The organism is Sphingobacterium pedocola, assembly GCF_015209965.1.
GTDB classification, from domain to species: domain Bacteria; phylum Bacteroidota; class Bacteroidia; order Sphingobacteriales; family Sphingobacteriaceae; genus Sphingobacterium; species Sphingobacterium pedocola.
The window spans coordinates 2,247,629-2,260,353 of sequence record NZ_MU158689.1 but is presented as its reverse complement, the minus strand read 5'-3'; the positions used below and the strand labels follow the sequence as shown (position 1 = coordinate 2,260,353).

General features: G+C 38.5%; 8 protein-coding genes. 3 read left to right on the top strand and 5 right to left on the bottom strand.

All coding sequences use genetic code 11. The features are described from left to right. Positions 1 to 23: 23 nt before the first annotated feature. From drt3b to C4F40_RS09520, 4 genes are all read right to left on the bottom strand, one after another. Positions 24 to 2,213: an antiviral reverse transcriptase Drt3b gene (gene drt3b / locus C4F40_RS09535; RefSeq protein WP_196939091.1), complete on the bottom strand. Its 2,190-nt coding sequence runs from the start codon at positions 2,211 to 2,213 to the stop codon at positions 24 to 26. Beyond that, complete coding sequence (gene drt3a / locus C4F40_RS09530; protein WP_196939090.1) at positions 2,213 to 3,718, bottom strand: antiviral reverse transcriptase Drt3a; 1,506 nt, start codon at positions 3,716 to 3,718, stop codon at positions 2,213 to 2,215. Before drt3a ends, drt3b begins: the two co-directional genes overlap by 1 nt. 32 nt (positions 3,719 to 3,750) lie before the next feature. Continuing rightward, positions 3,751 to 4,734, bottom strand: coding sequence for a potassium channel family protein (locus C4F40_RS09525; RefSeq protein WP_196939089.1), 984 nt, complete (start codon positions 4,732 to 4,734; stop codon positions 3,751 to 3,753). A gap of 233 nt (positions 4,735 to 4,967) precedes the next feature. Further along, positions 4,968 to 5,222: a helix-turn-helix domain-containing protein gene (locus C4F40_RS09520; protein ID WP_196939088.1), complete on the bottom strand. Its 255-nt coding sequence runs from the start codon at positions 5,220 to 5,222 to the stop codon at positions 4,968 to 4,970. Between the two features lie 911 nt (positions 5,223 to 6,133). Here C4F40_RS09520 and C4F40_RS09515 point away from each other — a divergent pair. The 3 genes from C4F40_RS09515 to C4F40_RS09505 are packed head-to-tail and all read left to right on the top strand — an operon-like array spanning position 6,134 to position 12,364. Further along, positions 6,134 to 9,730: a SusC/RagA family TonB-linked outer membrane protein gene (locus C4F40_RS09515; RefSeq protein WP_196939087.1), complete on the top strand. Its 3,597-nt coding sequence runs from the start codon at positions 6,134 to 6,136 to the stop codon at positions 9,728 to 9,730. A 5-nt stretch (positions 9,731 to 9,735) separates the two neighbouring features. Further along, positions 9,736 to 11,082: a RagB/SusD family nutrient uptake outer membrane protein gene (locus tag C4F40_RS09510; protein WP_196939086.1), complete on the top strand. Its 1,347-nt coding sequence runs from the start codon at positions 9,736 to 9,738 to the stop codon at positions 11,080 to 11,082. Between the two features lie 43 nt (positions 11,083 to 11,125). Further along, positions 11,126 to 12,364, top strand: a complete 1,239-nt coding sequence (locus tag C4F40_RS09505) for a TlpA family protein disulfide reductase (protein WP_196939085.1) — start codon at positions 11,126 to 11,128, stop codon at positions 12,362 to 12,364. A 63-nt stretch (positions 12,365 to 12,427) separates the two neighbouring features. On the opposite strand, the gene C4F40_RS09500 is transcribed toward C4F40_RS09505, so the two are convergent. Beyond that, the gene (locus tag C4F40_RS09500) at positions 12,428 to 12,652 is read right to left on the bottom strand and encodes a hypothetical protein (protein ID WP_196939084.1); all 225 of its coding nucleotides are present in this window, start codon (positions 12,650 to 12,652) and stop codon (positions 12,428 to 12,430) included. Positions 12,653 to 12,725 lie beyond the last annotated feature (73 nt).

Genomic DNA, 12,725 nt, shown 5'->3' with positions numbered 1-12,725 from the left:
GATTTCTCCAAGTATCTTATAGTTTAATAAACTTCGTGCCCTCGTTTTGTATTTAGTTCTTTCTCAAAGTTAGGGTTTTTCCAATCAAAAAAATACATATTTTTGAAATTAGCTATGCCATCAATAAAATTGTTTTTTTCTAGGCTTGTTGTCTCTTTTTTGAAGAAATCTACTTTATCTAAAGATTTTAGTCTAAAGTCCTTTAAGTTATCTTCACTATGACCAAAATTAGGGTTATTTAAAACTTCAAACAACAAAAACGTATGTTCAGAGTTTTTTCTATCATACCATTTTAAAACTTCTAGGATCTTATCTTGCAGTCTAGCGATTGTAGTTTTAAACTCTACTCGTCTTTGAATGAAATTTAGGAGAAATGTTATAGTGAAGTAATTATTACTTTTGTCCTGTTGGTCGATCAAAAAATGTTTGTTAAGTATCTCTTCACCGACATTGTATTCATGGCCTAAATTTTTAATAATTGGGAGCAGATATAGTGTCTCGATTTCAGAAAAGTTATTGATTACTTTTTTTTGAAGGATAGTGAGAATTCCATCAAAAACTCTTTTAAAGATATCATGCTTATTGTCAAAGTCGTAATTAATTATCATGTGACTATCCTTTATAATAATACCTTTGCTTTTAAGATTGCCTATTGTTATTTCTGCATTTTTAATGAAGTTTATAATTGTTATTAATATTTGGCTTAGTTTGATAGCATAAGATACTCTAGGTAGTACAGTGTAAATAAAGAATGAAAGCTCAATGATTTCTACTAATTTTTTCTTAAGACTTTTATGACGCTTATTTAACTCTCTAAATAACTCAGAATATTTAAGCTTTAGTTCGTTGTTTGAATTATCATTATACAAATCCTTCTGCAGCTTTATTAACCTATTTTGATCAGTAGAAATTTCTTTAAACAACTTACGTAAATTGCGGAAGATACTTGCCAAAAAATAGTTTTGTAGATCCTTGTAGCTTGTATTTGTGCTTTTTAAAATGCTTTTGTAATTTGTTATAATGTCTTTCGCAAGGTAGTGTTTTTTTATTTGTGCTTTTTCATCACTTAATAAGAAGATAGCTGATTCATTTAGCAGTTTTTTTATTTCCTCTTTAGCAATAGTGATTTCTGTAATGATTGGCTTGGTGTATTCAATGGTTTTAGATTCATTGAAATAAAGATTGTAGGTTTGTAATTCTTTTTTAAACGAAGCTATTATCAGGTCTCTATTGATAGCATCATTTGTATACACAAAATAATCATCCACATATCTAGTAATTTCAAAGTCCTCTCCATTTTTTAAATTTGATTTCTCCAATATTTTTTCTACATTCTGATCCACTTTTTGCAGTATGATTTCTGCAAATATTCTAGATAGCTCTGGACCAATTATAATTCCATTTGTCTCATTGTAATTATGTTTTTGCATTAGTTCATCAAAGTGATGTCCAAATGTACTTTTTGCAGTTTGATTCAAATTGTCTTTAGATGCTTTTTTGTTGATTGTGGCCCACACAATTGAGTGGGTGTAAATACTGTCAAAACATCTTGAAATATCAAATTTTAGTAAATGACTGAATTTTTTCTCAGCCTTTTGGAAATCATAAGATTCATAGTATCTATATATGTTGCTATATTTTTCATATGAAAAATAAGTTTTAAGACTTCTATATTCTTTTTTATTTAATTCAATAAATTCTTCAGCTTTTCCTTTTTGTGGCTTAATGGTGTTTTTAAAGTATCTTAAAGATGCGATTCGATGAGGTTTGCGAAGAGAAAAGTTGGAACGTGAGGTATAGTAAAGTATTGTAGAGTTGTATTTTTTATAAAAGTTCACTACTTCAAGTTGATTGATAGGATGCATAACAAATAGTTTCCTATAATCAGTGTCTTTATGTGATATTTTGAAGTCAAAAGGTATAGTTTGATTTTGTTTTGGAGATATTTTTAAAAATTGGTGGCTGTCAGTTGGATTATCTGGATTTAAAGTGTAATTTTTAAAATCAAAACCGAACAAAATTAATATTATGTTTAATGCTTCTGTAGGTATATTACGCTTAAATTTTAGCTTCTCTCCATCAATATGAATATCATTTTCAACCACAAAATCGTAGAATTTCCTATTGCTGAAAAATGGTGGAACTTCGTAGGGTAATATATCGGATAGAAGAACTCTAGCATCTTTGTAACCAATTGTTTTTTTGTATTTCATTATTTCCAGATTGATGTAATCTCTTTTATCCCAAATTTTAATACTCCATTGTTGCCTTTGTTTTTTACGTCATTTTTGTTTGCATTGTACGTGTAATATTTTCTATTGCTAAAGCTGTGTTTAATTAGTTCTTTCTTTTTGTAGAACTCTTTAAAAGAAAACTCTTTTAGATCATTCTTTTCCGAAGTTGAAAGACCGGTTCTGGATATATAATAAAGCAGACTTTTGTCTAGTTTATTTAATTGAATATCCGTTGATATAAACGGATAAGAGTAGTGCAATCCTACAAATACATTTGATTTATTGTTACTAAGACGGGTGTTGGTTAGTAGGTATTCCAATCTAGCTTTTAAAAGTTTTATAGCTCTCTTTGGTGAATGGTGTTTCTTTCTATTGAAATGGTCAAATACTAATTTTATTTTGGTTTTGTAATCCAAAACTTTTTTGTCTGAGATATCTACAAGGTTAATAAAATTGGTTTTGGTCTTACCTTCTACAATTCTAATTTGTTTTGTGAAACCGATATTATAGCCTAAATAGTTTATAGATTTTTTATAGTTAGTGGTTTGAATCAAAGATGGACTACATAGGTCATCAATATTAGCTATTATAGGATCAAGATTGAATTGTAAATCATAGACTTGTGTTTTTTTTAAATTAAGTTGTAGGTGTTTGTTAGATTTTTCATGCACAATTTCTTCGATTTTTAAGATGTAGTTTTTAGCTTCCGCCTTCTTCCCATTGCTTGGGGTGAATATTGCTATGATATCGTCTACATATCTTGCGTAATATACAAGGTCTTCTAGCTTGTTTACTTCGGAATCAATCGATCTCATGTATATTTCTGATAAGTAGGCACTTATTCCGATCCCCCTTGGAAGTCCTACACACTTACTACTTGGAATGATAGTATTGAAGCTCTCTAAAATAGAACTTATTCCTCTTTTTGTATTTATAGTAATTAAGTGATCAGAATCTAGCTTCGCAAGTAGTTGTTTTTGAGGGATACTTTCATAGAACTTCTTAATATCGGTTCTAACAACAATTTTCGGGAATTTATCAGCTACAAGATGAATAACAGATTTTAAAATATGATACCGAGATTGTTGTTTTATCTTATAGGTTTCTCTTAAATTTCGTTGTAAAATTTTTGAGTAGAAATAACTTTCAACTGTAGAGTCAAGAGTATAACATCTCATCGACTTTATTGATTTTATACCGATAGTTGGTTTATAGGACTTAATGTTATCAGATATAACTTCAAAAATATAATTAAGCTCATCTTTTCTTAATTGTTCTTGTTCATTTAGTACGTCTATTAATCCTCTTCTTGTTGAGGCGTCTGTTTCGTATTTTATTTGATTTCTTAAATCCTTCATTTCGCCAGCTAAGTCTAGCGACGACTTAAAAGAGGCTTCAAATAGTCTCTCGATATTGGTTCCTCTTTTGTTCTCGGCATCAAATACTGCTCCGATATTTTGTGGCGAAAATGATTGATCTATCATGTTTATTTTTACAGATTTTTAAGTGATTTTATTTATAGCTTGATACATTTTCTTAGTAATCTTTTAGAAATGCCTATTTCGTTGGCAATTCGTTCAAAGTCTTTTTTCGGATCAAAAGTCTCTCCTTTACATTTATTTATATTATCTATTAGATCATCTGTAATCTCTGTTCTATATACGATATTCTGCTTTTGAATTGAAGTTGTGCATCTTCTTTGTTCACGAATCAACTCATCTAATATATTCGTTACTTTGTCGTTTTGATTATAGAATTGCTTCATGCTATTACCAATTCTAGCGACACTATTTACGATTCTAATGTGCGTAGTGATGATATTCTGATTGATGCCTGAAGTTTTAATAATGATATACGATTGCTTTTGTGTCTTTTCTAAAGAAACATAGAGTCTTTTTAAAGTAGAGTCATTCCCTTGTTTAGCTAACTCTCCCTCTAATGACTGTACTGTTAAATACTTCCTTATAACAGAAACAAGGTCATAGAGATTCTTCGAGGTGTCTAATAAACGTTTGTTGTCGTGTGCATTATACCAACGCGTTGTTTCTTCAACTGCATTATTTACATCATTGATGAGTTCTAGTATTTTTTGATGATTCATGCTCGCATAAATTAGAGCTAACTTACTTGATTGTCTCTCCGATGAAATTTTGCCAATAAAAATCGCAGCAAGAAGCATTCCTGTACAAACCTCAATTATCGATAGAAGCTTACTAAATCCTTCGGGTAGAAGATCACCATAACCTAAAGTTGTAAATGTAACGGCACTAAAGTAAAGACAATCTGTGAAGTTTGGCAATGGACTATTTATGCCATGTCCTTCAAAATACGTATCCAGAAAAAAATATAATATAGCATATAAAAATATTGTAAGGAATATCAAGAGCAAGATTGACCAATAAGAAAGCTTGTCCACTAACCCTCCAATGGTTGTATTTATTTTGGGCTTTAGTTTTTTCTTGCTATTTGCAAAAGCGTAAGAATTGCATTTACCAGTCATGGATTATTTTTTAGATAGTATGAATCTTATAGTATTTGCCAACTTCTATATGATGTCTAATCGGTTTTCTTAGTTCCAAACCTACCCAATTCTCCTCAAACCTCCCTACGGCTTCCCGTAAAAGCTTTAGCCTTTACAAAGTAGAAGTGCAGGATTCAGGGTCATTAGTCTTTCTTGGTTCATTTGGTTAATAATAGTTTTACTTGGAGGTCACAATCTGTGGCTTCCGTTATTTAATCTTCAATAGCCTTTTCCGGCATGAAATCTTTCGGACTACAATTGAAATACTTCGCAAGTTTGTTTAGTTGTTCATATGTATACATACTACCTGATGATTCAGTTTCAATTTGCCCAATATAACCAGGAGTGACACCTAAAAGGGTCGCAATTTTTGCTTGACTTATTTTTTCTGTATCTCTTTTGGTTCGCACTAGCTTTACTATTGCCCATTCAAATTGCGTTTTAGGAATGCTTTTTCTTTTTGACATTTATTTTAATTATTATTTGCTTAGTTCAGGCTAAGTGTTTATATTTGCTTAGTGATAACTAAGTATTTATAGATGTGTCACATTTTATGATTACATATATCTAATATTTAGACTTAGAGTTTAACTTTTATTTATCAAGTGTTTTAGCACTTGTAGATATTTACGAGTCTCCAACTTTCCACTTGGTACCTGGGAAGGAGGCGGTAAGGTTAGCTCATTTCCTGCGAATATTATATCTTTGCATATACGCGCGGGAATGAGCCTTGCTGAGTAGCCGCTTCCGGGTACCACCTTATGCTTTGCGTAAGGCCTAGCTAAAGCTTTCGAGCAATAGCGAAAGAGTGGGAAAAGGCAAGGTTTCATTCCTTCGTTTTTTTGAGATTCGTTCACATAAACTAAAAAGATTATGAACAGAGCGAAACTAACAAACACCCCCAATGACCCCACCAGAATCCAAGATTCTCGGTCGTGGTTTTCGATTAAACACCTTTATAAGAACGTTATTCGATCGCCCGAATAGCTAGAAAAGAAAACAGACTTCAATAGAAAAGGGAGGTAAGCTTGTTCAACAATCTTACTAAAGGCACGAGCCATGTCCTTTTCCGAGAGAGTTTGTAAAACCGACCTTCAACGCAATATAAAAGCAAATGCTAGTTTATTGGGTTAAGAATTGGTTCCTTTCTTTTTTCTCGCACATTAAAGATAGAGTCTTTTTTTATTCCGAACAAATTATTTCTATACAATTTGTATTGTTTTTCAATAAGAAGAAGGTCGGTCTTTTATTTTTTATTCCGGAAAGAGCGTAAATCAATACCGATTAACCTGATATGAAGAGCTTCAACGCGTTCCGAATAAATCACCAGATTTATTGATTTGTAAAGATTTTGGTCTTTACACTAACCATTAAAAGAATGCGAAAATTACGCAAAGGGGAAAGCTATGCACTATTGCCAACAATAGACAACACCCTAAATAGAATAAAAAGATCGCCACTTCGCTCCGCTCATCGCGATGACGAGTATAAGAAGCGGGTAGCGCTTTATAGTGACAGATCATCACGTCGCTGCGCTCCTCATGATGACGTGCCAGTGGGGCGGGATATGCAGGTAAAGGAAAACTCGCTATCTATACTCCCGCAAACCCATACGAGCTTTGTGCCATATATTACGTCGGTAGGCAAGCAGTGTTTGCTACCAATGGCCCATAGTTTTAAATGTATATTCCTGATATTAGGTTTTTTTCATCGGAGAGTATGTTTTAACATGCCGATGAAGAGCATATCAATCCTTTCCGTTACGGGATTGATATGGTTCATATTGTTGTTTAGTGATGCCCAGGCGCAGTCGGGTCGTACACTCGGAGGAGAAGTACGCTCGGCTGCCGAAGGGCAGACTATTGAAGGGGTATCCGTACAGGCGGGTAACAAATACACCTTAACGGATAATGAGGGGAGGTTCAGTATGACGGTAACCCAACCCAAAGGAACGCTAAAGATCTACCACATTGGATATGCGGCGCAGACTGTCGCCTATGATGAAACAACTACATCCGTAGACATCACGCTGCAACCCTCGGAGAACCAGATCGAAGAAGTCGACGTAGTAAGTACGGGATACCAGCGCATCCCAAAAGAAAGAGCTACAGGATCGTTCGAGTTTGTAGATTCGGCCTTGTTTAACCGTAAGGTATCCACCGACTTTGTAAGTCGGCTAGAGGATGTGGTGCCGAGTATATCTTCTTCCAAGCTTTTTCAGCAAAATAGGGGCAACCTTCTTAATATCAATATCAGGGGCATAAGCAGTATGAACAGTAACATTTGGCCTTTGGTCGTTATTGATGGCATTGCTTACCCCAATAACTTTGATCTGCTGAATGGATATTTCAATAATATAAATCCCAATGATATAGAGAATATCACTGTATTGAAAGACGCTGCCGCCGCCTCGATCTGGGGAGCGCAGTCGGGAAATGGGGTAATTGTCATCACCACCAAACGGGGTAAGTTTAACCAGCCTTTTCAACTCTCGGTCAATAGCAATGTAACAGTAGGGCAAAAGCCGGACTTAGAATATTATCCGCAGATGAATACGTCCGACTATATAGATCTCGAAAGAGAACTGTTTAACAAAGGATACTGGAACAGCCGGATGAACGAATATTATGCTAATCTAACGCCCGTGATCCAATTATTGAAAAAGCATAAAGAAGGTGCATTGGACGATAACGAGGTGGAACGGGAGTTGGACAGGCTACGGCCTATCGATATGCGCAATGATTTTAAAAAGTATATCTATAGGGAAGCCGTGGATCAGCAATATAATGTCCAGTTGCGGGGCGGTAACGATAAAATCAATACCTCGTTTTCTGTGGGATATGATAATAAGGCGAATTCAGTGGTTACCTCGTCATATCGACGCTTTACCGCCAAAAATAATACACAGCTTCGCCCGCTTAAAAACTTGACCTTTGATGTTGGTGTCACCTATACGGAGTCCAGAGATAAGGATAGCCAGCAACCCGTGGGGTATAATCTATTAGGCCGGGGAAGGGGGAATTTCCCCTATATGCAGCTCGCCGATGCGCAAGGTAATGCGTTGGTGGTAGACGCCATTCCAAACAATCCTATTTTCAGGGATACCGTAGCAGGTGGAAGGTTATTGGACTGGAAATACCGCCCATTGGATGAACTGGATCAAACACACGCCATTACCAATATCAGGGAGACTTTTATCAATCTGAACGGAGCTTACCAACTGTTGCCCTCACTTCGGCTGTCTGCAGTATACGCCTACCAGCGCGCCGTACAGCCTACTGAGACCTGGCAGGGTATCGGATCGGTGCATCTCCGTGAAATGATCAACTTCCGGTCTTCATGGACCAATAGCGCTGTAACATGGAATCTGCCGGTAGGAGATTATATGAATATGCAGCATCGCAACAACAGCACCAACCAAGGTAGAGTCCAATTGGATTTTAACCAGAAATGGGCAGATCACGAGCTTAATGCCCTCGCGGGATCGGAAGTAAGGGATATTAATAGCGACTTAATGACCTCGATATACTTTGGCTATGATAGGGAAACGATGAGTTTTCAGCCAGTCAAGTACGGGCTTCGGGTTCCGGCGTTAAATGGTATCGCCGGAACGGTCAACCTCGTTGACTACGCGCAGACCGCTAAGTTCGTGAACCGCTTTGTGGCATACTTTGGAAATGCTTCGTATACGTATCGGGGCAGATATACCCTGAGCGGGAGTGTTCGCAAAGATGCATCGAACCTCTTCGGTGTAGCCTCTAATGATCGCGGGCAACCGTTTTGGTCGGTAGGAGGAGCCTGGTTACTTTCAAATGAGGATTTCATTAATAGCGACTGGTTTCCGTTGCTAAAATTTCGAGCAACTTACGGATACAACGGGAATGTAAATAACAGTACAGCGGCCTATCCGATAATCAATATTTCTTCGGCAGCCCATTACATCACCGGACAGCCGTATGCGATGATGCAGTCACCTCCCAACCCTTCTTTACGGTGGGAGCGCGTGGGCATGATGAATCTCGGACTTGACTTCGCGATCAAAGATCAGCGGGTATCTGGAGCTGTGGAATATTATATTAAGCGGCCGAAAGATTTGATCGCAAGTACCTTAGTAGATCCTACAACGGGCTTCGGTTCAATGAATGTGAACAGTGCTGATCTGGAAGGTAAGGGGGTAGATATAGCATTGAACACCCTAAACTGGCGTAGTAAATCATTCCGCTGGTCTTCCCACTGGGTGTTTGCATATAGCCGTACAAGGGTAGCTAAATCATATGTGAGTGATAATAAAGCACGAAATTTTATCAGTGGGCCCGGTGGAATGCTGATGACACCGATTGAAGGGATGGATCTGTACAGCCAATTGGCTTACAAATGGGCAGGTCTTGATCCTCAAAACGGTACACCTAGAGGTTATCTGGATGGAGAGATCTCTTCCAATTACTCGGCGCTGGTCAATGCATCAACGGTAGAAGATCTGGATAACCACGGAACGACCCAACCCCGATACTTTGGCTCGTTTCGGAATGCGTTAAGTTTTAAAGGGATCGAGTTTTCGTTTAATATTTCCTACCAGTTGGGGCATAAATTTATGCGACGTTCGTTCGATAACCGTTTCTTTATCGACCAGGGGATCGGTCATGCGGATTATGCCCATCGGTGGCAGCAGAGTGGAGATGAGTCGCTTACAGATGTCCCCGCGTTTACCTATCCGAATAATATAAACGCAAGCCAATTGTACTACCTGTCTTCTGCACTGGTGGAATCGGCGAGTCAGATTAAGTTACGCGACATTCAATTGAGTTACGCTTTACAGAATAAGTTGTATCCGGGCTTTAAGAATGTACGTATTTATGCCTATGCCCAAAATATCGGAATCCTATGGCGTGAAAATAAGCATGGTATCGATCCTGAATTTGGTGATGCACTTCCTGATCCGCTAAGAGTTTCCATTGGTTTAAATTTTAATATGTAAATGCTATGAAATTAATATATCTCTTAATCACAGCTCTTTTGGCCTCCTGTTCCGGTTTTTTGGATGTTAAACCCGACCAGAAAATGGCCATCCCCAAAACACTGGACCATGCTGATCTGCTGCTCAACGATTATGGAACCATGAACATGGGCTATCCAACGTATGGCGAGATAGCGGCAGATGATTATTTTGTGCGATCGGCCGACTGGCAATCCATTTACGATGTGGATGAGCGCAATGCGCATATCTGGTCCAATGAGGATATCGTTAACAGTGTGCAGTGGCAAAATAGTTATCGTGTAGTGTACCGTAGTAATGAGGTGCTAACGCTGTTGGCGGATTTGGATAGGAGGAAAGAGGAGCAACGGTACAAGCGTGTCGCTGGTCACGCATATTTCTTTCGCGCTTTTGCCTTTCACCAGCTCGCATCGGTGTTTGCGCCTGCGTATTCTACAGCAACAGCAGCAGCGGAATGGGGTATTCCATTACGGCTGAGCCCCGCACTGGATTATCAATCGGTAAGGGCTTCCCTGGCACAATCTTATGATCAGATCGTTAACGACTATAAACGTGCTGTACAGGTATTGCCGAATGACGAACCATTACTGGGCCGACCGTCCAAAGCTGCAGCTTATGCGGGATTAGCACGCGTATTGCTAGATATGGGTAACTATCACGACGCGTTTCTCTATGCCGATTCGTGCTTATCGCTCAAGTCCGCGCTGTTGGATTATAATAGCATCAGTCCGGCCATAGCTTTACCTTTCCCGCGATTCAATGCAGAGGTTTTATTCCCGGCGGTTAGTGTTATTTCAGATCCGCTATCGCAAGGTTTCGGGCGTATTGCTACGGCATTGTATAGTTCTTATGATGAATCTGATATTCGCAAGGAAGCCTTCTTCCGTCATAATTCCTCTGATCCGGGAACCTATGCGTTCAAGGGATCGTACGATAATACACCGGGAGGATTATTTGTTGGGCTAACCACTTCCGAACTGTATCTTATCCGGGCAGAAGCAGCGGTACGGACCGGAAGCGTTAGCAATGCCTTGAGCGATCTAAATAAACTCTTGGAAAACCGCTTTGCGCGTGACACTTTTACACCCGTAACGGAATCGAATGCCGATAAGCTGTTGACCATCATATTGGAAGAACGAAGGAAGGAACTTGTTTTTCGCGGCCGAAGATGGTCGGATCTGAAACGGCTTAATCAGGACAGCAGATTTGCGAAAACACTCGTACGTGAGGTGGATGGTAAACAGTTCCAGTTGGAACCAAACTCTCCGAAATACGCCATCAAAATTCCATTGGTCGTTATAGAACAGTCTGGTATGGAGCAGAATAGGAGGTAGTTGTGTCCTTCGTACCGAACGTTAATAAATAAGAATATAAAACATGAAGAAGATTATAGCATATATTATTTTGTGGAGCGTAGCGGCGGTCGGCTATGCTCAACACAAGCAGGTGGATTTGAGTAAGCAGCTGGGGGTAGGGGAAGCGATGCCTCGGTTGGATCCGCAACAGGTTCTGTTCTATAAGCAGAATAAGATCATGCTGAGCGATTACGAAGACAAAGTCGTGATATTGGATTTCTTTGATACATACTGCGTGAGCTGTATCGCATCTCTTCCAAAATTGCAAAAGCTGCAAGATGAAATGGGAGACCAGTTACAGATCGTAATGGTTACCTGGCAGGATAGGGAAACCATCGAAAAATTTTGGTCATCGAATAAATTCGTACTGGAGCATAAGATCCACTTGCCCGTGATCTACAGCGATTCTTTGTTGCGGAAATATTTTCCACACCGCACCATTCCACATGTAGCGTGGCTCTATATGGACACGGTGAAAGCCGTTACACATGCCGACTTCGTGAAGAGTTCTTTAATTGATGAGCTTATTGAAAATGGACATGTTGAGCTGCCGTTTAAAAATGACTACGGTAAGCTTTCGCAAGAAAATAATTTGGGTAACAACGGTAAAATGGGGTCGGTATCGCTACAAGATTTTCAGGACGGGATGCCTACCTCTTCATTCAAGTATGAGCAGGATAGTATCACCGGCATGTACAAAACATCATTTTACAATATGCCGATCTTGGGTAGTTATACATCCCTTTTTGCCAAGGTTGAAAAACCGACATTTATTCTAAGGCCGGAACGAATCGTATGGAAGGTTAAAGATTCTACATTATACGATTATTTTGGAAAAGATGGACAAAGCCAGGTGTGGCTGTCCGAGCATGGTATCTGTTATGAACGGTACGATACAAAATCCAGAGAATTAGCGAAGCAGGCGAAGGTTGTCGTTGATGATCTGAACAGTTTATTGGGAATAAAGGTGTATTGGTCGACGCAGAAAATGAATGCGCTCGTGATCGAAGGGGCATTCAAAGAACCTGCAAACCCTCCTCGCCATGGGCAAAGTATTGAGGGTACGGGTGTGTTGGCATTCATGCTGGATTTCTCCGGGAAGTACCCTCCCGTAATCGATGCTGTACAATCGTCCACATTTTTTGTGCTCCCTGATTATCAGGACAGAAAGCAGCTTGATAAAATTTTGAGCACATATGGCTTAAAGTTGGTAGAGAAGGAAACAGAAGTTAAGGTGTTGGTCGTTGAGGAGGAAGATTAAAAAACAATAGGGGTTAGCTCGTCGCTAACCCCTTCCTAAACGTTCGCTGATGGTGATTAATCCTTACGCATTCCTAAGACTTACATTATCAGTAGCTGTTCTATTGTGTAGTGCATCAATCATTTCATCTTTGAGTGCTGCTGTCAACTGCGGGTTATTTGACCCGTCAGGATTTGCCTGCACTGCGCAGATTTGATTTTGTCCACTACAAGTAGGTTCGCTAGATTGTAATGTATAGTCGTTCGGTTGCGTAGGATCACCACCTGGATTCAATGAAAACCAAGCCATAATGACCTCCGTTTTTTAACTATCTTTACTTAGATTTATAAGGTTACAACATGTTACTCGCATGTTGGCCGCT

What these genes read in the sequence shown, in the direction of transcription:
- drt3a (WP_196939090.1), bottom strand. Translation starts at nt 3,718, where the DNA reads ATGATAGATCAATCATTTTCGCCACAAAATATCGGAGCAGTATTTGAT.
- C4F40_RS09515 (WP_196939087.1), top strand. Translation starts at nt 6,134, where the DNA reads ATGCGAAAATTACGCAAAGGGGAAAGCTATGCACTATTGCCAACAATA.
- C4F40_RS09510 (WP_196939086.1), top strand. Translation starts at nt 9,736, where the DNA reads ATGAAATTAATATATCTCTTAATCACAGCTCTTTTGGCCTCCTGTTCC.
- drt3b (WP_196939091.1), bottom strand. Translation starts at nt 2,213, where the DNA reads ATGAAATACAAAAAAACAATTGGTTACAAAGATGCTAGAGTTCTTCTA.
- C4F40_RS09525 (WP_196939089.1), bottom strand. Translation starts at nt 4,734, where the DNA reads ATGACTGGTAAATGCAATTCTTACGCTTTTGCAAATAGCAAGAAAAAA.
- C4F40_RS09520 (WP_196939088.1), bottom strand. Translation starts at nt 5,222, where the DNA reads ATGTCAAAAAGAAAAAGCATTCCTAAAACGCAATTTGAATGGGCAATA.
- C4F40_RS09500 (WP_196939084.1), bottom strand. Translation starts at nt 12,652, where the DNA reads ATGGCTTGGTTTTCATTGAATCCAGGTGGTGATCCTACGCAACCGAAC.
- C4F40_RS09505 (WP_196939085.1), top strand. Translation starts at nt 11,126, where the DNA reads ATGAAGAAGATTATAGCATATATTATTTTGTGGAGCGTAGCGGCGGTC.